The organism is Thioalkalivibrio sp. ALRh (assembly GCF_000381425.1).
GTDB lineage: Bacteria > Pseudomonadota > Gammaproteobacteria > Ectothiorhodospirales > Ectothiorhodospiraceae > Thioalkalivibrio.
The window spans coordinates 110495-131601 of the sequence record NZ_KB906520.1 but is presented as its reverse complement, the minus strand read 5'-3'; the positions used below and the strand labels follow the sequence as shown (position 1 = coordinate 131601).

General features: G+C 66.3%; 22 protein-coding genes. 14 read left to right on the top strand and 8 right to left on the bottom strand.

Going from position 1 to position 21107, the window contains the following annotated elements:
* Positions 1 to 7 precede the first annotated feature (7 nt).
* On the bottom strand, positions 8 to 655 hold the full coding sequence (locus tag F791_RS0108445) for an adenylate kinase (protein ID WP_018649281.1): 648 nt from the start codon (positions 653 to 655) through the stop codon (positions 8 to 10).
* Between the two features lie 262 nt (positions 656 to 917).
* Between F791_RS0108445 and ppa the strand changes: the two genes are divergently transcribed.
* From ppa to lipB, 9 genes are all read left to right on the top strand, one after another.
* The gene (gene ppa, locus F791_RS0108440) at positions 918 to 1454 is read left to right on the top strand and encodes an inorganic diphosphatase (RefSeq protein WP_018138663.1); all 537 of its coding nucleotides are present in this window, start codon (positions 918 to 920) and stop codon (positions 1452 to 1454) included.
* A 104-nt stretch (positions 1455 to 1558) separates the two neighbouring features.
* Positions 1559 to 3439, top strand: coding sequence for a penicillin-binding protein 2 (gene mrdA / locus F791_RS0108435; RefSeq protein WP_018138664.1), 1881 nt, complete (start codon positions 1559 to 1561; stop codon positions 3437 to 3439).
* Complete coding sequence (gene rodA, locus F791_RS0108430) at positions 3436 to 4554, top strand: rod shape-determining protein RodA (RefSeq protein WP_018138665.1); 1119 nt, start codon at positions 3436 to 3438, stop codon at positions 4552 to 4554. The genes mrdA and rodA overlap by 4 nt, the downstream gene beginning before the upstream one ends.
* On the top strand, positions 4551 to 5576 hold the full coding sequence (gene mltB, locus F791_RS0108425; RefSeq protein WP_019592451.1) for a lytic murein transglycosylase B: 1026 nt from the start codon (positions 4551 to 4553) through the stop codon (positions 5574 to 5576). Before rodA ends, mltB begins: the two co-directional genes overlap by 4 nt.
* Positions 5533 to 6537, top strand: coding sequence for a septal ring lytic transglycosylase RlpA family protein (locus F791_RS0108420; protein WP_038038390.1), 1005 nt, complete (start codon positions 5533 to 5535; stop codon positions 6535 to 6537). Before mltB ends, F791_RS0108420 begins: the two co-directional genes overlap by 44 nt.
* 104 nt (positions 6538 to 6641) lie before the next feature.
* Positions 6642 to 7889, top strand: coding sequence for a D-alanyl-D-alanine carboxypeptidase family protein (locus F791_RS0108415; RefSeq protein WP_018138668.1), 1248 nt, complete (start codon positions 6642 to 6644; stop codon positions 7887 to 7889).
* A gap of 12 nt (positions 7890 to 7901) precedes the next feature.
* A complete protein-coding gene (locus F791_RS0108410; RefSeq protein WP_026333015.1) occupies positions 7902 to 8786 on the top strand; it encodes a D-amino acid aminotransferase in 885 nt (294 codons plus the stop codon).
* Positions 8783 to 9052 (top strand): YbeD family protein, encoded by a 270-nt coding sequence (locus F791_RS0108405; RefSeq protein ID WP_017925710.1) that lies wholly within the window; start codon positions 8783 to 8785, stop codon positions 9050 to 9052. Before F791_RS0108410 ends, F791_RS0108405 begins: the two co-directional genes overlap by 4 nt.
* Positions 9049 to 9765, top strand: a complete 717-nt coding sequence (gene lipB, locus F791_RS0108400) for a lipoyl(octanoyl) transferase LipB (protein ID WP_018994080.1) — start codon at positions 9049 to 9051, stop codon at positions 9763 to 9765. The genes F791_RS0108405 and lipB overlap by 4 nt, the downstream gene beginning before the upstream one ends.
* Before the next feature lie 834 nt (positions 9766 to 10599).
* On the opposite strand, the gene lipA is transcribed toward lipB, so the two are convergent.
* The 6 genes from lipA to F791_RS0108370 form a co-directional block, all read right to left on the bottom strand.
* Positions 10600 to 11556 carry a lipoyl synthase gene (gene lipA / locus F791_RS0108395; RefSeq protein ID WP_018138068.1) on the bottom strand — a complete coding sequence of 319 codons (957 nt, stop codon included), beginning with the start codon at positions 11554 to 11556 and terminating at the stop codon, positions 10600 to 10602.
* A 66-nt stretch (positions 11557 to 11622) separates the two neighbouring features.
* Positions 11623 to 12822, bottom strand: coding sequence for an HDOD domain-containing protein (locus F791_RS0108390; protein WP_019592449.1), 1200 nt, complete (start codon positions 12820 to 12822; stop codon positions 11623 to 11625).
* Positions 12823 to 12833: 11 nt separating this feature from the next.
* On the bottom strand, positions 12834 to 14045 hold the full coding sequence (locus F791_RS0108385; protein ID WP_026333014.1) for an HDOD domain-containing protein: 1212 nt from the start codon (positions 14043 to 14045) through the stop codon (positions 12834 to 12836).
* A gap of 95 nt (positions 14046 to 14140) precedes the next feature.
* Positions 14141 to 14725, bottom strand: coding sequence for a hypothetical protein (locus F791_RS13780; RefSeq protein ID WP_018175436.1), 585 nt, complete (start codon positions 14723 to 14725; stop codon positions 14141 to 14143).
* Entirely contained in the window at positions 14722 to 15126 is a 405-nt protein-coding gene (locus F791_RS0108375; RefSeq protein WP_018994079.1) for a hypothetical protein, read from the bottom strand. The genes F791_RS13780 and F791_RS0108375 overlap by 4 nt, the downstream gene beginning before the upstream one ends.
* A 15-nt stretch (positions 15127 to 15141) precedes the next feature.
* A complete protein-coding gene (locus F791_RS0108370; protein ID WP_018138073.1) occupies positions 15142 to 15381 on the bottom strand; it encodes a BolA family protein in 240 nt (79 codons plus the stop codon).
* A 230-nt stretch (positions 15382 to 15611) separates the two neighbouring features.
* Here F791_RS0108370 and F791_RS0108365 point away from each other — a divergent pair, with 230 nt between their 5' ends.
* The 3 genes from F791_RS0108365 to F791_RS0108355 all read left to right on the top strand — a co-directional run bounded on the left by F791_RS0108365 (position 15612) and on the right by F791_RS0108355 (position 18013).
* The gene (locus tag F791_RS0108365) at positions 15612 to 16364 is read left to right on the top strand and encodes an MBL fold metallo-hydrolase (RefSeq protein ID WP_018138074.1); all 753 of its coding nucleotides are present in this window, start codon (positions 15612 to 15614) and stop codon (positions 16362 to 16364) included.
* Between the two features lie 96 nt (positions 16365 to 16460).
* Positions 16461 to 17288, top strand: coding sequence for a nucleoside triphosphate pyrophosphohydrolase (gene mazG / locus F791_RS0108360; RefSeq protein ID WP_018175438.1), 828 nt, complete (start codon positions 16461 to 16463; stop codon positions 17286 to 17288).
* Positions 17285 to 18013: a ferredoxin--NADP reductase gene (locus F791_RS0108355; RefSeq protein ID WP_018138076.1), complete on the top strand. Its 729-nt coding sequence runs from the start codon at positions 17285 to 17287 to the stop codon at positions 18011 to 18013. Before mazG ends, F791_RS0108355 begins: the two co-directional genes overlap by 4 nt.
* 143 nt (positions 18014 to 18156) lie before the next feature.
* On the opposite strand, the gene nadB is transcribed toward F791_RS0108355, so the two are convergent.
* Positions 18157 to 19797, bottom strand: coding sequence for an L-aspartate oxidase (gene nadB / locus F791_RS0108350; protein ID WP_018138077.1), 1641 nt, complete (start codon positions 19795 to 19797; stop codon positions 18157 to 18159).
* 144 nt (positions 19798 to 19941) lie between these two features.
* On the opposite strand from nadB, the gene rpoE reads away from it, so the two are divergent.
* Entirely contained in the window at positions 19942 to 20523 is a 582-nt protein-coding gene (gene rpoE, locus F791_RS0108345; protein ID WP_018138078.1) for an RNA polymerase sigma factor RpoE, read from the top strand.
* An 11-nt stretch (positions 20524 to 20534) separates the two neighbouring features.
* Positions 20535 to 21104, top strand: coding sequence for a sigma-E factor negative regulatory protein (locus tag F791_RS0108340; protein ID WP_018175440.1), 570 nt, complete (start codon positions 20535 to 20537; stop codon positions 21102 to 21104).
* The last annotated feature ends 3 nt before the right edge of the window (positions 21105 to 21107 follow it).

Below are 21107 nucleotides of genomic sequence, written 5' to 3'. Positions count from 1 at the left end.
TGCTGGATCAGTGTTTCCCCAGCAGCTGGCGGACTTCGTCGAAGATCAGTGCAATGTCGCGGGTGCCATTCACATGCTTGAGCAGGCCGCGGCGGGCGTAGTATTCGATCAGCGGCTGGGTCTGTTCTTCATAGACCTTCAGTCGATTGACGACCGTCTTCTCGGTGTCATCGGCGCGGTGGACGAGTTCGCCACCGCACAAATCACAAACCCCTTCCTGCTGGGGCGGGAAGGTATGGGAGTTGAATACCGCGCCGCAATCGCCGCAGGAGACGCGTCCGGTCAGGCGCTGTTTCAGTTCATCGAACGGCACATCGATCTGGATCGCCTGGTCCAGCGGTGCGCCGAGCTTCTCGAGCATGGTGTCCAGGGTCTCGGCCTGGGCGACGTTGCGTGGAAAGCCGTCGAGGATGAAGCCCTTTTGTGCGTCCGGTTCCTGCAGCCGGTCGCGGATCAGGCCCAGGACCAGGTCGTCGGGTACGAGCTGGCCGGCGTTCATCGCGCTTTCGACCTGCTTGCCCAGTTCGGTCTGGGCGGCCATTGCGGCGCGCAGCAGGTCGCCGGTGGAGATTTGGGGGATACCGAAGGTGGCGACCATCTTCTTGGCCTGGGTGCCCTTGCCGGACCCCGGTGCGCCCATCAGGACGATACGCATGGCTGACTCCTGCTGCCGGGTGCGACGCCGAACCGCAGCACAAGCCGGGTACGAGGCGGCACGGTGAATGGCTATCGTGAAAGGGCCGCGGCGGTGCGGCGCAAACCGTTTCCCGAGCGCGGTCTTATACCGCCTGAGGGTAATCGGCCGCAACCGCTCAATACAGCCCGTGGCTCCCTGGCCTGACGGCGACGGGTGCCATTGCGGAGGCTCTCCCCTGTATAATGCCCCGCTCTTCAAAATAATCGGAATATACTCAAGCATGGACCTCAACCAGATCGAAGCCGGCAAGGATCTCCCCAACGACATCAACGTGGTGATCGAGATCCCCACCCAGGGCCAGCCCGTCAAGTACGAGATGGACAAGGACAGCGGGGCTCTGGTGGTCGATCGCTTTATGGCGGTCGCAATGTTCTACCCGTGCAACTACGGATTCATCCCGAACACGGAGTCGGAAGACAACGACCCGGTGGACGTGCTGGTGATCACCCCGGTGCCACTGTTGCCGGGCTCGGTCGTGCGCTCGCGCCCGATTGGTATGCTGAAAATGACCGACGAGGCCGGGGTCGACGCGAAGATCCTGGCGGTTCCGGTGAGCAAGCTGTGCACGCAGTCCGAGCGATTCAAGGGCCCGGAAGACGTGCCGAAGGAACTGCTGGACTCGATCAAGCACTTCTTTGAGCGCTACAAGGAGCTGGAGAAGGGCAAGTGGGTCAAGGTTGAGGGCTGGGTAGGCGCCGAAGAGGCCAAGGCGGAGATTGTTGCCAGCTACAAGCGTTACCAGAAGAGCAAGATCTGAGCCGGTAGCGGCCCGGCGTCAGCGCGTGGCGTGGATCGTCCCCGTATCCCCGGGGTCGGGGGTCGCCGGGTGCGCGGCGTTCGTTGTTGTGGCGGTCCGCTGAGATGGCCGGGCGCGATGACTACGGGCAGGAACAACAGGACCAGCAGCGGTATGCCGTGCGCATCCTGCTGGCGCTGGTCCTGCTCGCCGCGGTCCTGCTCCTGATCGGCTGGCGCCTGTCGGGGCTTCAGGTCGGCGCGCATACCCATTTCACCACGCTGTCGGAGAACAACCGGCTGCGGGTGGAGCCGATTGCGCCCAGTCGCGGTGTGATCCGGGATCGCAATGGTCAGTTGCTGGCGGGCAACCGCGCCTCCTACCAGCTGGAGGTGACGGTTGAACAGGCTGGCAACCTCGATGACCTCCTGGAACGACTGCATGACTTTGTCGAGCTCTCCGACGCGGATATCGAACGCTTCCGCCGCGGCGTGCGCCAGCGCCGACCCTTCCAGCCGGTGCTGCTCAAGGCGGGCCTGGACGACACCACGGTGGCCAGGATCGCGGTCTCGCGGCACGAGTTGCCGGGGGTGGAGATCGAGGCCCGTCCGATGCGCTTCTATCCGCTCGGTGACAAGTTCTCGCATGTGGTCGGGTACGTGGGCCGGATCAACGAGCAGGACCTGGCGCGGGTGGACCCGCGTGCCTATGCCGGCAGCTCGCATATCGGCAAGATCGGCATCGAGCGCTACTACGAGGACCTGCTGCACGGCCGCCCGGGCTACCGTCAGGTAGAGGTGAATGCTCAGGGACGGGTGATCCGCGAGCTGTCGGTGACACCACCGGAGGCCGGTACCGACATTACGCTCACCATTGACGCGGACCTGCAGCGTGCCGCTTACCGGTCGCTGGCGGGCCGGCGGGGTGCGATTGTCGCGTTGGACCCGAACAACGGCGAGGTGCTGGCGCTGGTCAGTGCCCCGGGATTCGACCCCGAGATGTTCGTGCACGGCATCTCCCAGGCCGCCTTTTCCGATCTTCAATCTGACCCCGCGCGGCCGTTGTTCAATCGCGCCCTGACCGGGCAGTATCCGCCGGGCTCCACGGTCAAACCCCTGGTGGGGCTGGCCGCGCTGGACGAGGGGATTACCACCGCGGATCGACGGATGTTCGCCCGTGGCTATTTTCAGATCCCCGGCCATGAGCGTCGCTATCGTGACTGGCGCCGGGAAGGGCATGGCTGGGTCGACATGTCGCGCGCCATCGCGGTCTCCTCTGACGTGTATTTCTACGACCTTGCGCATACGATGGGGATCGACCGCATGGTGCCGATGCTGGGGGCATTCGGGCTTGGGCAGCGCGTCGGTATCGACGCCACGGGCGAGCGCGCAGGTATCCTGCCCAGCCGTGACTGGAAGCGAGCGACGCACGACCAGGTCTGGTTCCCCGGCGAGACCCTGATCACCGCGATTGGCCAGGGCTACATGCTGTCGACACCGCTGCAGATGGCGGACTTCACGGCGACGCTGGCCGGGCGCGGGCAGCGCATCCAGCCGCGTCTGCTGCAGTCGATGGACAATGGCAACGGCGAACTCGAACGGCTGCTGCCGCAGCCTCGCGAGCCGGTGCAGGCGGCCCCGGAGCACTGGGACACGATTCACGAATCACTGATCGAGGCCGTACATACGCGCCATGGCACCGCCTGGGGTTCGATTGGCAGCCGCCCGCCGACGAACTACCGCATCGCGGGCAAGACCGGCACTTCGCAGGTCTTCGGGCTGGGCCAGGACGAGGAGTACGACGAGGACGAGCTGCCCCGGCATCTGTGGGATCACGCCCTGTTCGTGGGCTATGCGCCCGCGGACGATCCGCAGATCGCGGTGGCCGTGCTGGTCGAGCACGGCGGCTCGGGCGGTCGTGTGGCGGCCCCGGTGGCCCGCGAGGTGATGGACGCCTTCCTGAAAGGCGACGCCGGAATGACGCTCGACGTGGCGGAGGACGAATGATCAGCGTGACGGGGCGCGAGATGCCGCTAGGGCAGTGGGTGCTGGGGCGCCTGCGCCTGGATGGCGTGCTGCTGGTGCTGATCGGCATCTTGCTGCTGGTGGGGCTGGCGGTGCTGTTCAGTGCCTCCGGCGAGAGCATGATTGCCCTGGAGCGTCAGGCCATGCGCATCGGACTCGGCGTGACCGCGATGGTGCTGGTCGCGCAGATCCCGGTGCGCACCCTGCGGTCCCTCGCGCCTTGGCTGTTTGTGGCTGGTGTCGCGCTACTGCTGGCGGTCATGGTCGCCGGCGAGATCGGCAAGGGGGCGCGACGCTGGCTGGATCTCGGCTTCATGCGCTTCCAGCCCTCCGAGATCATGAAGCTGGCGGTGCCGATGATGGTCGCCTGGTACCTGTCCACTCGCAACGATCGGCCGCGTTTTCGCGACCTGCTGGTGACGGTGCCCCTGATCCTGGTGCCCGTTTTTCTGATCATGCGTCAGCCGGATCTGGGGACCGCGATGCTGGTGGGTGCCGCTGGTTTCCTGGTGATTTTCCTGGCGGGGCTGAGCTGGCGCTGGTTCGTCGGGCTGGGACTGGCCGCGGCCGCCGCGATCCCGGCGTTGTGGTTGCAGATGCATGACTATCAGCGCCAGCGGGTGCTGACCCTGTTCAATCCGGAGTCGGATCCGCTGGGGACCGGTTATCACATCATCCAGTCGAAGATCGCGATCGGCTCCGGCGGGCTGTACGGCAAGGGCTGGCTGAATGGCACGCAGTCGCACCTCGACTTTCTGCCCGAGCGTTCCACGGATTTCATTTTTGCGGTATACGCCGAGGAATTCGGGTTTATCGGTGTCGCACTCCTGTTGTTGCTGTATTTTGCGATCGTGGCGCGCGGGCTGTGGATCTCGGCCCTCGCTCAGGATCGCTTCGCCCGTTTGCTGGGCGGTAGCCTGGCGCTGACCTTCGCCGTCTATATGGTGGTCAACATCGCGATGGTGACAGGGCTTCTGCCCGTGGTCGGCGTGCCGCTTCCGCTGGTGAGCTACGGCGGCACATCATTGGTGACGCTTATGGTCGCCTTCGGTATTCTCATGAGCATTGCGTCGCAAAAGCGCCTGGTGAATCGATGACCCTGAACCTCCGCCCGCTGGGCACCCTTCGTTCCGTCCTCTTGCAGGCCGGGTTGATCCTGTCACTGGGGGCCTGCTCCCTGTCGAACGTCTCGGGGTCCGAGTTTCGCGCCGGTGATCCGCCGTACCTGGAGCGCGAGGAGGTCCAGGTCTTTATCGACGAGCAGGTCGAGGCGGGCATGGATCGCGACGAGCTGGAGAGTATGTTCGCCGAGGCCGATCCCCAGCAACGCATCCTCGACCTGATCTCGGCCCCTGCCGAGGCGCGCCCCTGGAAGGACTATCGCCCGATCTTCGTGAACGACCTGCGCATCGAGCGCGGCGAGCGCTTCATGGAAGAGCAGGCCGAGACCCTCGCGCGCGCCGAGGAGACCTTCGGCGTCGAGCAGGCGATGATCACGGCGATCATCGGCGTGGAGACCAACTACGGGCGCAACACCGGGGGCTTCCGAGTGTTCGATGCGCTGGTCACGCTGGGATTTGACTACCCGCCGCGCGCGGACTTCTTCCGCCGCGAACTGGGCGAGTTTTTGACCCTGGTGCAGGAGGAGGACCTGGATGTCCGCGAGACACGGGGCTCCTACGCCGGCGCGATGGGGCGCGGACAGTTCATCTCGTCCAGCTACCGTCACTACGCGGTGGACTTCGACGGCGATGGTCGCCGGGACCTGCTGAACTCCTGGCCGGATGCGATCGGCAGTGTCGCCAACTACTTCCGCGAGCATGGCTGGCAGACCGGTGAGCCGGTGGTGGCACGCGCCCGGGTCGAGGGCGATGCCCACGAGGAGCTGATCAGCCGCAATTACCAGGCCCGCTTTGATCTCGACGAACTCGCCGAGCACGGCATCTATCCCGACGAGTCCGTGGCCGAGGACGGGAAGTACTCGTTCATTCGCCTCGAGGGCGAGGACGGGTATGAATACTATCTTGGGTATCCCAATTTCTATGTGATCACCCGCTACAACCGGAGCCCGCTGTATGCGATGGCCGTCCACCAGCTGGCCGAGGCCTTTGCCGAGTAAACGGTGCCGCCCTGGCGCGGCCGCCGCCGCGCCGGCGGTGTTGTTCGCGCTGATGCTGGCCGGCTGCTCGTCGGCCCCCGATCGCAAGGCAGACCCGGATCGCCCGCTGGGCGATGCGGCGTATGACGCCTACCCGGACCCGGATGACATCCCGCAGGATCTGGCGCTGATCCCCGACGCAGTGCCGACCGACGAGCCCCCGAGTCGCTACGGGAACCCGCCCGAGTACGAGGTCTTCGGGCAGCGCTACCGTACCCTGCGCACCAGCACCGGCTTCGAGGAAGAGGGTTTGGCCTCGTGGTACGGGACCAAGTTCCACGGCCGGCGAACCTCCAGTGGCGAGCCCTACGACATGTATGCGATGACGGCAGCCCACAAGACGCTGCCGCTGCCGACTTATGTCGAGGTCGTGAACCTGGAGAATGACCGCCGCGTGATTGTGCGGGTCAATGATCGCGGACCCTTTGTGGATGAACGCATCATCGACCTCTCCTATGCGGCGGCGCATCGGCTGGACATGACCGATGCCGGTGTGGCCCCGGTGCGCATTCGTGCCGTGGGGCCGGAAGACGTCGATTCGCCGCGTGTGGCCGAATCGCGCCCGCCGGTGCCGGAACCCATCGTGCTCGCCGAGGCCAGCCAGGGGGGCGGCAGCAGCCCGGTCGCGACATCGTCTGATGACGCGCGCGCTGCTTCCGAAGCGAACGCCCCAGAGGCCGCCGCGAACAACGGCCGCTGGGTGCAGATCGGGGCGTTTTCCGAACGCCGAACGGCGGAGGAGATCCGGCGCGATCTCGAGGCCCTGGGCTTCGAGTCGATCGAGATCTCGACGCTGGAACGCGACGAGCAGGCGGATCTGCATCGGGTGCGTATCGGCCCGCTGGAAGAGGTCGAGCTGCAGGAGGCGACCGAGCGCCTGCAGGAGGCCGCCCACGTCGACTACCGCATCGTTGACGACTGACATCGCGTATCGCTCAGTTTTTGTGCCGCCGGGCCCGTTTGCGTTCATCTGCTCGGGCCCGGTCTGCTATCGTTAGCCATCTCTACAGGAGGCCTCGAACCACCATGATCCCCCCGCTCCATTCTGTCGCCCGCCGCGCCCTGATGACCCTCTCCCTGGCCGTGTGCGTTGCCGCCATGCCGGCGATGGCGGGTGAGCCCCTGCCGGTTCCGGGCAGTGGTGGGGCTATGCCAAGCGGGATCCCCAGCCCGCCCTCTGACGTGACGGCGAAGAGCTATGCGCTGATGGACTTCGATTCCGGTCTGGTGCTGGCCTCGCGCGAGGCGGATGTTGATCGCGAACCCGCGAGCCTGACCAAGCTGATGACGGCCTACGTCGTGTTCGGCGAGATTCGCGACGGGCGGCTGGGGCTCGAGGACACGGTGACCATCAGCGAGCGGGCCTGGCGCACGGGTATGCGGGGCGCGTCGCGCATGTTTATTGAGGTCGGCGACGAGGTGAAGGTCGAGGACCTGCTGCGCGGGATGATCATCCAGTCCGGAAACGATGCCTCCACCGCGCTCGCCGAGGCTGTGGCCGGTTCCGAGGGGGCGTTCGTCGACATGATGAACAGCCAGGCGCGTGAACTCGGGATGATGAACTCGTATTTCACCAACTCGCACGGGCTGCCTTCCGATGAGCCGCAATCCACCTCTGCTCAGGATATGGCGCTGCTGGCTCGGGCGCTGATTCGCGAGTTCCCCGACCTTTACGGCTATTACAGCGAGCGCTCGTTCGAGTTCAACGATATCTCGCAGAGTAACCGCAACATGCTCCTTTGGCGTGACGCCGGTTTCGATGGCCTGAAGACGGGCTGGACCTCCGCGGCCGGTTACAACCTGGTCTCGTCGGCGAAGCGCAGCGATCGCCGCCTGATCGCCGTGGTGCTGGGCATCGAGGCCTCCAACCACCAGGAGGGTGGTACGCGTCGGGCCAACGAGTCGCAGGCCCTGGTCAACTGGGGCATGCGTTTTACCGAACCCCAGCGTCTGTTCGAGGCGGGGACGCAGCTGGGCAGCCCGCGCATCTATCGTGGTGCGGATAGCGAGGTGTCCGTCGGGCTGGCCGAGGATTTCTGGGTGATCGTGCCCCCGGGCCGCGGTGACAACCTTGAGGCCACAATGGAATTGAACCAGCCGCTGGAAGCGCCGCTGGCCGCAGGGGCCGCCGTGGGCGAGGTGCAGGCCCGTCTCAATGGCGAGTTGATCGGGCAGCAGCCGGTCGTCGCCCTTGAAGAGATCGAGGAGGGCGGGCTGGTGCGTCGCCTATGGGATGGTGCTGCCTTGTCGCTGCGCTCGGTCTGGCCGTTCTGACTCGGGGCGAGTGTGAGCGTTGCGTATTTCAATGGCGACTTCATGCCGCTCGAATCGGTGCGTATCTCCCCGCTGGATCGCGGATTCCTGTTCGGGGACTCGGTCTACGAGGTAATCCCCAGCTACGCCGGGCAGCTGTTTCTGCTGACGGAACACCTTGAGCGGCTGCAGCGCTCGCTGTACGCCATCCGCCTCGAATCGCCGCTGTCGTTCGACCAGTGGCGGGGCATGCTGGAGGAGCTCGTCCGGCGCAACGAGGGGGATGTGCCCATCGATCTCGGGCTGTACCTGCAGGTCACGCGCGGGGTTGCCCCGCGCGACCACGCCTTTCCCGCCGGCGGGCCGCCCACGGTCTTTGCGATGGCGAATCCGATCGTGCCCCTGGCGGACACGATCCGCCAGGCCGGGGTCGCGGCGGTGACGGGGCCCGATACGCGCTGGTCCCGCTGTGACATCAAGGCCACTACGCTGCTGGCCAACGTGCTCGCGCGTCAGGAGGCCCGCGAACAGGATGCAGTCGAGGCCATCCTGTTGCGCGACGGTCAGGTGACGGAGGGTGCGGCCAGCAATGTGTTCGCCCTCGTCGACGGCACGCTGGTTACGCCTCCGCTGGCATCATCGCTGCTCCCGGGGGTAACAAGGGCCCTGGTCCTGCGCTTGGCCGCCCAGTGCGGTCTCGATGTTGTGGAGCGTGATCTGTCCGAGTCCCAGTTGCGTGCGGCCGACGAGATCTGGCTGACCAGTTCCACCAAGGAGCTCCTGCCGGTTTGTCGGCTCGACGGCCATCCGGTCGGAGCCGGGGTCCCGGGCCCGGCCTGGCAGGCCGTTCATGCCGCGTATCAGCAGGCAAAGCGCGACGCTCACCCGTCCCGGGCACCAGTCGAGGGGTGCGCATGACAGACGAGCGCGAAAGCCTGATCGAGTTTCCCTGTCGTTTTCCGATCAAGGTCATGGGCGACTCGCACCCGGAGCTCCTGGAGGCCGTGGAGGCCTGTGTGGCCGAGCATGTGCCGGACCCGGACGACGCCGTGATCCAGCAGCGCGCCTCCAGTGGCGGGCGTTTCGTCGGCATCACCATCACCTTCACCGCGACCAGTCAGGCCCAGCTCGATGACCTCTACCGGGCCCTGGGGCGCTGCGACCGGGTCCGCATGATCCTGTGACCGGTCCGCTCGTCCCCGTGGCCCGCCTGCTGGGTATGCAGCCCTACGTACCTGTCTGGCAGGCGATGCAACTCCAGGCCCGGGAGCGCGATGCGACCCGGCCGGACGCGTTCTGGTGCGTCGAACACCCCCCCGTCTTTACCCAGGGCCGTAATGGCCGCCCCGAGCATCTGCTGGACCCCGGCGCGACGCCGGTGGTCGCGATCGATCGCGGCGGGCAGGTGACCTGGCACGGCCCCGGGCAACTGGTCATCTACACGCTGGTGGATCTGCCGCGACTGGGGGTCGGGGTCCGGCGTCTGGTCGAAGGCCTGGAGCAGGCGGTGATCGATACGCTCGCGCAATGGGGTATCCACGCGCAGCGCCGGGAGAAGGCGCCAGGGGTATATGTGGACGGGGCCAAGATTGCGGCGCTCGGGCTGCGCATCCGGCACGGGCGCAGCATCCATGGGCTGGCGCTGAACATCGCCCCGGATCTGGCGCCGTTTCAGCGCATGAACCCCTGTGGCTATCCCGGCCTCGCCGCGACCTCCATGCAGCATCTGCTCGGCCCGGTGGACGCCACCCGCGTCCGCGAGCAACTGCTCGCCCATCTAGCCGAACAGCTGTTTCCCGCCGCGGTCGCGAGCATCAGGCATGAACCCTCTTTGCCGCCCGAGCTCGTCCGTGTGCTGGCGCTGGGGCGTTGTCCCGCGCCCTCAGGGTGGGACTAGTTCGGCTTCTGGAGTTTACGGTGCCTTCGGCCGGCCGCCTGCCAAGCGCTGTCTCGCCAGCGCGCCGCGAGGTACTTTCTTGCTTGCCCAAGAAAGTACCCAAAGAAGGGCACCCGGATTCCGCCCGGGGACCTTGCTCCAGGGCCCTCGGGCCGGCGGCGCTGAAACTCGCTACGCCTTCGGCTCCGCTCAGACAGTCAGCGCCCCCGTTTCTATTTTGAATCGTCCGTCCCGAGGACCCTTCCGCAAGGGGCTTCATACGGGGGGATGAAGGTCAAGACAACGGCGGTTCTGACGTTCGTGCCAATGGATGGAGGCTGGGTATTCCGACATCCGGGCACGCGCGGCCTGCGGCCTTGGCGTGACGCGCCCGCAAGCGGGCGCCAGACCCATCGTAGGATGCCGATGAGCGCAGCGAATCGCATCAGGGTTGCCCCGACGTTGGCATGGTGCGTTTCGCTGCGCTCAACGCACCCTACAGCGCGGGAATTAGGACAGGTGCGGGAACACCGCCCGTTTTGACCTTCCCTCCCGATATGAGCCCCTTGTGGAGGGCGTGACAGGCCGGGAGAAGGCGCTGACTGTCTGAGCGAAGCCAAAGGCGCAGCGAGTTTCAGCGCCGCCGGCCTGGCGCGTCCGGAGCAAGGTTCCCGGGCGAATCCCGGGCGTGTTTCTTGGGTACTTCTTTGCACGAGCAAAGAAGTACCTCGCGGCGCGCTCGCGAGTGAGCGCAGGCAGGCGGCAGACCGGAGCTACCGTAAACACCCAAGGTCGAACCAGGCCCCGCCTGAGGGCGCGGGGCGCCGCCCCGGCGGCAGGGGACGGCAGGGCGAGTCAGGCTGTTTCGAGGCCCTGGGCCTGGAGGTCGGCGTGGTAGGACGAACGGACCATCGGACCGCTGGCCACCTGCTTGAAGCCCATTTCGCGTGCGGCCTCGCCGAGGTCGTCGAACTCCTCCGGTGCCAGGAAGCGCGTGACCGGAAGATGATGGCGCGAGGGCTGCAGGTACTGCCCCAGGGTCAGCATGTCGCAGCCGTGTTCGCGCAGGTCCGCCAGGACCTCCAGCAGCTCCTCGCGGGTCTCGCCGAGCCCGAGCATCAGACCGGACTTGGTCGGCACCCCGGGGTGCTGTTCGCGGAAACGCTTCAGCAGCTCCAGCGACCATTGATAGTCGGCGCCGGGACGCGCCTCGCGGTAAAGCCGCGGGATCGTCTCGAGATTGTGGTTGAAGACGTCCGGCGGGGCCTGGTGCATGATCTCCAGCGCCCGGTCCATGCGGCCGCGGAAGTCGGGCACCAGGATCTCGATCTTCGTGTTCGGATTCAGCGTGCGGACCTCGCGGATGCAGTCCACGAAGTGGCCGGCGCCACCGTCACGGAGGTCGTCGCGATCCACCGAGGTGATGACCACGTACTTCAGGCCCAGCGCCTGGATGGTCTCCGCCAGGTGGCGGGGCTCGTCGGGGTCGAGGGCCTCGGGGCGGCCGTGGGCGACATCGCAGAACGGGCAGCGGCGGGTGCAGATGTCACCCATGATCATGAAGGTGGCGGTGCCGTGGGCGAAGCATTCGCCCAGGTTCGGGCAGCTCGCCTCTTCGCAGACGGTGTGCAGCTTCTGGTTGCGCAGGATGCGCTTGATACGCTGCACCTCGGGCCGAGCCTGGCTCTGGGCGCGGATCCACTTCGGTTTGCGCTGCGGCTGCTCGGTCGGGCTGATCTTGACCGGGATGCGCGCGACCTTGTCGGCGGCGCGTTGTTTTTCGCCAGGTTGGGGTCGTGTTCGAGTGGTCATAGGGTCTTCCCTGAATGGGTTGCGGTCGCTCCGCCCGATCAGGGGGCGATAGCGGCGCGATCGGGGTCAGGCGACCTCGCGGATCAGCGCGTCAATCTCGCGGCGGGCCGTGTCGATTGCCGGCAGCTGGCCGTCGTCGTCGAGCACAAAGCCGAATCGTGCCACGGCGTTCAACTTGGCCAGTGGCGTCCGGTCCGCCAGGGCGTCGTCGCCATCGCGCGTGCAGGCGCTGCGAGCGATGCGCACGATGTCGGTCAGGGGTGCTGCCGTAGCGGTTTCCGGGCCACCGGAATCGCGAATGGCCGCCATGATATCGGAAGCCAGGCCCCACTGTTGAGCAACCAGTTCGCCGATCAGGCCTTCCAGGCGATAGAGGATGCGCTCGATGTCCTCGGCACTGCGGTCGGGGTGGCTGCGGGCGACCTCGCCGATGATGGGCAATGCACCGACCCGATGCAGCAGCCCGGCCAGCAGAGCCTTTTGCGGATCGACTGCCTCGCTCTGGTCCGCCAGTACGCAGCTGATGGCCGCGACGCGGGCCGAACGCCGCCACAGGCGTTCCAGCAGGCCGTGGTAGGGGCTGTCGCGCCGAATGAAGACCTGGTGCGCAGCGAGCGCCATCACCAGTTGCCGGGTCCGTTCGAGGCCGAGACGGGAGACCGCATCGGCCAGTCGCGAGACCTCGCGCTGGCTCCCCATCGCCGGGCTGTTGGCCACCGACAGCAGGCGTGCGGCGACGCTGGGGTCTTCCTCGATGATGCGGGTGACGCGCTCGATATCGACGTCCGGGTCCTTCAGCGCCGCCTGCAGGTGCAGTGCCACTTCCGGCAATTGCGGCAGTTGCAGTTCGCCGGAGAAGGCGCGGGTGTAGATGCTGGTGAACAGCTCGCCCTCAAGGTCGGACAGCTCGATCTCGCTGACCTCCACACCTTCGCGCGCGCCATCGATCAGGTTTTCGTAGACCTTGCGGTCGAACAGGGCGATACGCCCGCTACTCGCCGCGATCGCGTGGCTGTGGTAATCGCGTTCGTTGAACAGTGGGTTCAGGGATTCCGGGCTGCCGCCCTTGAGGATGACCGACTGGCCGTCGTCAGACAGGATTACCCGGCCTTCAAGGAGAAAGATCAGATGGCGCCATTCGTCACGCGCATGCAGCTTCAGACCGGGCTTGATATCCAGGGTGCTGGCGTGCTGGAGGAGCCGGTGGCGCGCGCGCTCGCCCAGGTCGGCGAACGGGATCAGTTGTGGAAGACGTTCCTCGAGCACCAAATCCAGCCTTACAGTTCGAAGAGTTTCTGCAGTTCCGCCAGGTCGGCGGATCGGGCCTCCAGGAAGGCGATCGGTTCCCCGAGGGCGGGGGCATCGATGCCCAGGAGTTCGAAAGCCTTGACCTCGGACGGGGCCGGCAGTTCCTTGCCCTCGGCCTGCAGCGCGGCGTACTGGGCGACCAGCGCGATGCTGGCATAGTCGGCTTCCGCCGGCCGGTAGCCCCAGTCGCTGCTGTGTTCCGCGACATTGACCAGGTCTCCGCCCAGGTCCCAGTAGTTGATAACCAGTACGCCGGCCAGATTGCGCAGGCGGCGAACCAGACGGGCCACCCGCTCGGGCTCCGGGTGGTCCTCGCGTACCTCGATGAACTGGATGATCGGGACGGCCCCGATGCCGGCCACCAGGCCGGCGAGCAACGCGCGCTCACGGTCCAGCAGCTTCAGGGAGTCGGCCACCAGATAGGCATAGGCCGATTGCAGTACCCCGTGCTGCCAGACCGCCTCCATCGCCTCGCGTGTAGCCGCATGACGGGCCTTGAAGGCCTGTCGCATAGCCATGTTCATGGCCAGCATGCGGGTATTGCGAAAGCCCAGGCGCGTGACCGCGTCACGTACCGACTGGATCTGCTGCGAGCCGCGGAACAGCGGGCTGTTCGTGGCGTGCAACAAGGCCCCGGCGATGGTCCCGTCGCGCTGGATGACATCGGTCAGCTTGTCGATGTCCGCGTCTGGATCCTTGGTCAGCTCCTGGATGCGCAGGGCGACCTCGGGCATGGTCGGCAGCTCCAGACGATTGCTGGTGATCAAGTCGTACAGCTCGCCGAAAAAGGCGCCTTCCGTGTCATCCAGCTCGGTGTCGTGCATTACCAGCGAGGCACTGTAGGCCTGCTCCAGCGCCCCTGTGGGCACCTCCAGCATGCGGCAGGGCTTTTCGGTGATGATGAAATCGTGCTGGCCGGCCCCGCCGTCGAACATCTGCAGGGGCGGCTCGCTGTTGCCATCGCTGACGGTAATGCGCGAAGGGGTGCCGCCGCTGACGCGTACCAGTTGGCCGCTCAGCAGAAACAGGTGCCGGTCCGCGACGTCCTTGGGCCGCAGCCGCTTGCCAGCGGGCAGCTCCGGGCTCGCGCATGCCTGGGCCAGTTCCGCGCGGGCGGATTCCGACAGGTGCGCGGTGAGGTCCATTTCCTGGAGCAGACTGTCGATGGTCGTCGTGTCCATGAGCGATTCCGTTGCCTGTGTTTCGATCATTCCCTGGTCCGGGCGGGGCGCCAGTGGGTTCGTGTGCCCCCGGCCCGCGGTGCCCGGCCGCGCAATCACCGCCCCGGATCTGGCCGGACATTTTGCGGGAGCGTTGCGTCTTGTGACGTGGGTCTCAGTGTAGCATCCCGCGCAGGCTCAAGGCCCCCGCGGCAGGCGAAGGAAGGACGCTCGTGCGAGTCGATCAGGCCCTCGGCGCGCAGAAAGGCCCGTGCATCGTCGGCGTCCCCCTCGAACCAGCGCGCGGTCGATCCCAGGCGGAAGCTGTAGCCCCAGGCGTCCATGTCCTGCATCAGCCGGTTGCGCCCGACCCCGGGCAGGGCATCGGCGAGCAGGATCTGCAGATAGCACACCCCGCATTCCTCCAGGTCGTCGCCTCCGGCGTTGGTATGCAGGGCCGCGCGGCGTTCGGGTTCCATGCAGATCAGATGGCCGGCCTCGTGCAGCGCCGAGTGCAGCGGGGTGTCCGGGCGTACATGCACGGCCAACCCGATGATCCCCGCCTCGGGCTCGCCCCACCAGGTCCCGGGCAGTGCGGCACCGGGCGGATGCATTACCAGTTGTAGCCCGTAGCGTTCGAGCAGGTCGCGTAGTGGGGTTTCGATGGTGGCATCGCCGCATTCGAGAACGGTTGAGGTCATGGGTCGGAGTTGCCGGGCAGGGCCTGGGTCTGGGCGCGGCTGCGGCGCGGGCATTCCTCCGGGTGCTTGCGGCACCAGGCATCCACCCGTTCGGCGAGGTCATCCTGAAAGCACAGGAGGTAGAAGCGGGCCTGCTCGCGGTTGGCGATGGCCGGTCGCCCGAGGGCGTCGACCACGCCGGTGCGCAATGCGGCGATGATTGCGTTGGCAGCCTTTTTTTGCGGCCAGGCGGTGATCTGGCCCCAGGCCTCGGGGCTGAAGTACAGACGTAGCAGGTCCGGGCGCGTGGTCAGCAGCATGCGCGTGACATTGCGCAGAGTCGTCTCGGCCTCGCCCCAGTCGTGGACCAGGCCGCCCTCCAGCAGGCGCTCGATCTCCTCGCGGCCCTTGGGTGAAAGCATTACCGCTCGCCGTGCCTAGGCGCTTGCGGCCTCTTCCGGCGTCAGGGCGCGGATGGACAGCGCGTGGACCTCGCCGGAGTCGATCTGGTCGCGCACGGTGGCGTAGACGGTCTGGTGCTTCTTGACCTTGTTCATTCCGGCGAACTGCGGGCTGACGACCAGGGCCTCGAATTTGCCCTCGCCCCCGGTCACCTCGACCTTCTCGGCCTCCGGCAGGCCGGCGCGGATGAGTTCGGCCACTTGATTGGCTTCCATGGTGAGTCCTTGATGTCGATGTGTATGTCGGCAGAGGCCGCATGATAGCCAGTGGCGTGGCGCTACAGAAGGGCGAGGTGGCCCGGCTCCGGGAACTCGTGGTAGTGGTGGGGTTCCGAACGGGAGATAGTCGCGGTACGCACACTGGCTTGGTGCCGGCAGCGACTACCGGTTAGTATTAGTAAATACTGATATAACGGACAGGCCCATATGGCCCTGGAGGACACCGCATGATTTTCAAGCAGCTGTTCGAGGAAGAATCGTCCACCTACACCTATCTGCTGAGCTGCCCGGACACGGGCAAGACCGCGCTGATCGATCCGGTGATCGAGACCGTGGACCGCGATCTGCGGGTGCTGCAGGAGATGGGGCTGAGCCTCGACTACGCGATCGAGACGCACATCCACGCCGACCACATCACCGGCGGCAAGATGCTGCGCGAGCGGACGGGCTGCCAGCTGGCCGGCCCGGCGCTGGACGAGCTGCCCTGTCGCGACGTCGGCCTGCGCGAGGGCGAGCCCTTCCAGGTGGGGAATCTGGTGATCAATCCCCTCTATACCCCGGGGCATACCGATTCCCATCATGCCTATCTGATGGATCACGTCGGCCTGAAGATGTTGTTCTCCGGGGACGCCCTGCTGATCGAGGCCTGTGGCCGCACCGACTTCCAGTCGGGTGACGCCAAGACCCTGTACCGGTCGATCCATGACAAGTTCTTCACCCTGCCAGACGAGACGCTGGTATATCCGTGCCACGACTACGAAGAGCGCCAGATCACCACCATCGGGCAGGAGAAGATGCGCAACCCGCGTCTGGGCAAGAACAAGCCCGAGGCCGAGTTCGTCAAGATCATGGAGGAGATGGACCTGCCGTATCCGAAGAAGATCGACTGGGCGCTGCCCGGCAACGAGGGCTGCGGGATCTGCCCGGACAACCTGCCGGACGAGAAAAAGCGCCTCTGCGAACCGGATCAGCAGGGCTGATCGAGGTGTCGGGGCCGATCACGCGGCCCCGACACTGGCATCGGAGTGTGGCGGACGGTTTTGCCCGCCCACCGGGACCCCTTACACTCCACCGTCATGACGGACACCAATCCCGTGGATCGCCTGCGCGCGATCATGGCGCGCCTGCGTGATCCCGAGCAGGGTTGTGCCTGGGACCGGGCGCAGACCGCTCAAACTATCGTGCCCCACACACTGGAGGAGGCCTTCGAGCTGGCCGATGCGATCGCTCGCGACGATGGCCGCGAGGCGGCCAGTCGCGAGCTGCGCGACGAACTGGGCGATCTCCTGTTTCAGGTGGTCTTCCAGGCGCGGATCGCGGAGGAGGCGGGGCGTTTCGACCTCGATGACATCGCACGTGCGATCGGCGACAAGCTGGTGCGGCGCCACCCGCATGTATTCGCCGATGCCGAATACTCGGATGATGCCGCCCGCGAGGCCGCCTGGGAATCGGCCAAGGCCGAGGAGCGCGCCGCGCGCGACCACCACAGCGCGATGGACGACATCCCGCTGGCGATGCCGGCCCTGGCCCGTGCCGCCAAGACCCAGCGCCGCGCGGCCCGGCTGGGCTTCGACTGGGGCGACCCGGCCCCGGTGCTGGAGAAGATCCACGAGGAACTGGACGAGGTCCGCGAGGAGCTGGCCAGCGACGCCGATCCCGAGCGCGTGGCCGAGGAGATCGGCGACCTGCTGTTTGCCGTGACCAACTGGGCGCGTCATCTGGGAGTGGAACCGGAGGGTGCGCTGCGTGGCACCACGCGCAAGTTCGAGGCGCGCTTTCGTACCATGGAGGCCCTGGCCCGCGCGCAGGGGCAGGCCTTGGAACAACTGGATTTCGACGCCCAGGAGGCTCTCTACCAGGAGGCCCGGCGGCGTGAACGCGACACCAACACGGACCCCAAATGACACACGCCGTTGAACTGCCCGAACACTTCATGCCGGCCCGGATCGAGGCGATCGAACAGGTTACGCCGCTGATCAAGGTCTTTACTCTGTCGGCCGACCCGGCGCGCTTTGCCAGCAAGGCCGGGCAGTGGCTGGATCTGGTGATCCCGCAGGCCGCCGGCAAGCCGTTTGTCGGGGGGTATTCGGTGGTCTCCGCGCCGCGCGATGACGGGCGGCTGCAGCTCGCAATCAAGTACGCCGATCACCATCACGCCACGCACTACCTGCACTCCACCGCACGCGAGGGAGATACGGTCTACATCACCCCCGGCCAGGGCAGCTTCTTCTTCGAGCCGGGTATGGCGCGGAACGTCGTGCTGCTGGGCGCGGGGATCGGGGTCACGCCGCTGTTCAGCATCCTGCGTGCGGTCAATGACGGCATGCCGGACGTCTACGCCCATCTCGTCTACAGCGTCGCTCACCAGGACGAGATGCTGTTCCCCGACGAGCTGGCGCACCTGGCCAAGGCCGAGAACATCGACGTAACGCTGACAGTGACGCGCGAGGCTGAGGACTGGCTGGGCCACACCGGGCGCATCAGCCACGAGCTGCTGGAGTCCCTGAACCTGCCGCGCGACGCCCTGTTCTACTTCTGCGGTTCGCGCGAGTTCATCGAGGATATGGCCACGCTTCTGGCCGAGTGGGGAATCCCCGAGGCGCAGCTCAAGTACGAGAAGTGGTGGTAGCGCCGCCGCGCTTGCCCCCCGTTATTGCGAGGAGCCGCAGGCGACGCGGCAACCGCCCGGAGCTGGACGTCGCTTTGGGGTTTGCTGGCTAGCGGATACCGCTTGCTTCGTCGCGAGGTTCCTCGCAATGACGGGGAGGCAGGTTACGGCCGGCGGCGGTCGCCGGGGCGCAGGGCGTTGTCCGGTGCCAGGATCGTCGGCTGGCCGTCCAGGGCCGGGTCGGTCTCGGGGTAGTCGCGAATAAAGTGCAGCCCGCGGCTTTCCTTGCGGGACAGGGCGCTGGTCACGATGATCTCCGCGACCATGGCCAGGTTGCGCAGCTCGAGCAGGTCCGGCGAGATGCGGAAATGGCTGTAATACTCGTGGATCTCTTCCTGCAGGATGCGGATGCGGCGCTCGGCGCGGTGCAGGCGCTCGCGGGTTCGCACAATGCCGACGTAGTCCCACATCAGGCGGCGCAGTTCATCCCAGTCGTGGGCGACCACGACCTCCTCCTCGGATTCCGTGACCCGTGACTCGTCCCAGGCGGGCGGTGCCGCGAGCTGCTCCGGCGCGGGCAGGTCGGTCTGCGAGAGGATGTGCTCGGCGGCCGCGCGGGCATAGACCAGGCACTCCAGCAAGGAATTGCTGGCCATGCGGTTGGCCCCGTGCAGGCCGGTATAGGAGACCTCGCCGGCCGCGTACAGGCCGGGCAGATCGGTCTGGCCAAAGTGGTTCACCATCACCCCGCCACAGGTGTAGTGCGCGGCCGGCACCACCGGCAGCGGCTCGCGGGTCATGTCGAAGCCGAACTCCAGGCAGCGCTCATAGATCGTGGGGAAGTGCTCGCGGATGAACTCTGCCGGCTTGTGGCTGATGTCCAGGTTCACGTGATCCAGGCCGAGACGCTTCATCTCGTGGTCGACCGCGCGGGCGACGATGTCACGCGGGGCCAATTCCGCACGCTTGTCGAAGCGCGGCATGAAGCGCTCGCCGTTGGGGAGCAGCAGCAGACCGCCCTCGCCACGCACCGCCTCGGAGATCAGGAACGACTTGGCGCGCGGATGGAACAGGCAGGTCGGGTGGAACTGCATGAACTCCATGTTCGCGATGCGACAGCCGGCACGCCACGCTATCGCGATCCCGTCGCCGGTGGCGCCGTCGGGGTTGGAGCTGTAGAGGTAGACCTTGCTCGCGCCGCCGGTCGCCAGGATCACGGTCGGGGCGAGGATGGTTTCCACCTCGCGGGTCTTGGCGTCCTGCACATAGGCGCCGACCACGCGCCGGGTTCCGTCCACGGGCTGGGTGATCAGATCCACTGCCACGTGGCGCTCGAAGACCTCGATGCTGGCCTGCCCGGAGGCGCTCTTCACGAGGGCATCCTCGATTGCGCGGCCGGTCGCATCGGCGGCATGGGCGACGCGCCGGGCGCTGTGCCCCCCCTCGCGGGTCAGGTGCAGGCGGCTGCGCCCCTCCAGGGCCTCGCGGGTGAACGGCACGCCGAGGTTCAGCAGCCACTGGATTGCCTCGGGGCCGGCGGCCACGGTGCGCCGGACCGCGTCCGGATCGCACAGGTCGGCCCCCGCATCCAGGGTGTCGGCGATATGGGCATCGAACGAGTCGGCGCGGTCGAGAACGGCGGAGATCCCGCCCTGCGCATAGCGGGTCGAGCCCTCGTCCACTGGACCCTTGCTGATTACGGTGACGCGGCGATGCGGGGCCAGATGCAGGGCAGCGGAGAGCCCCGCTGCGCCGCTCCCGATGACCAGTACGTCGGCCAGGCGAGGTTGTTGTACTGTTCCCATGGCTCAGGTAACGTGCTGCGCTTGTTGCCCGAGCAAATCGTGGCCCTTTCGCAACAGTGTTGTGCGGAAAGCGAACTTAATGCGAGTCAGGCGGTCCATGCTTCATAGATTACCGGAGACCGGTGCCCTGGCGGGAGCCCCCGCATGAGCGAGAAGGCTTCCGACGAGGCTCTGGTCAAACGCGTACAAACCGGCGACAAGGCGGCTTTCGACATCCTGGTGCTGAAGTATCAGCACAAGATTATCAACCTGGTCGGGCGCTACGTGCATGATCAGGCTGCCGCCCAGGATGTGTCCCAGGAGGCCTTTATCAAGGCGTACCGGGGACTGGCGAACTTTCGCGGCGAGAGTGCGTTCTACACCTGGCTCTACCGCATCGCGATCAATACGGCCAAGAACTACCTGGTTTCCCAGGGACGGCGGCGGCCGGAGGCCGAAGTCGACGCACAGGACGCGGAACAGATGAGCGGTGACTCCGCTCTCAAGGACAATGCAACCCCGGAGGGGGAGCTCTTGTCCGAGGAGATAGAAGGCGCGGTGCAGCGCACCATCGAGAAACTGCCCGACGACCTTCGCATGGCGATTACGCTGCGCGAAATCGAGGGACTGAGTTACGAAGAAATCGCGCAGACGATGGGATGTCCGATCGGTACCGTACGGTCGCGCATCTTCAGGGCCCGCGAGGCCATCGACCGGACCTTGCGTCCTTTGTTAGACGAAGAATGACGAGAAGCACCATGAAAGAACAAGTCACCAAGAATGAACGTCTATCCGCCCTCGTAGACGGAGAAACGGATGACTTCGAGACGCGGCGCCTGATCGACGAGCTGGTCAAGTCCGAAGAGGATCGCAATCAGTGGGAACGCTATCACCTGATCGGTGACAGTCTCCGCGGCGGGCTGCGCAACACGGCCCCCGCACATTTCATGGATGACATCCGCACGGCCCTGGCGGACGAACCCGCCCTGCAGGGTGTGCCCCGGCGCGAATCGCCGCGCTGGCTGAAGCCCGTCGCCGGCACCGGAGTGGCCGCGGCCGTGGCGATGGTCACGCTGGTGGGTATGCAGATGCTGGGGGATCAACCCGGTCAGGATGCGACCCCGGTGGCCGTGGAAAGCGGTACCCCGGCGGCTACGGGCGACGTGCAGACGGCCAGCTCCCGCGCCGGTGCCGAAGATCCCGCACAGGCGGAAGTTGGCGAGTCCCTGGATCCGCGGTTTGCCCGCTACCTCGAAAATCATGCCGAACTGACCGGCCCGGGCTCTTCGGCCTTGGGACGCGTACGCTACTCGGTCAGCGACGAGTAATAC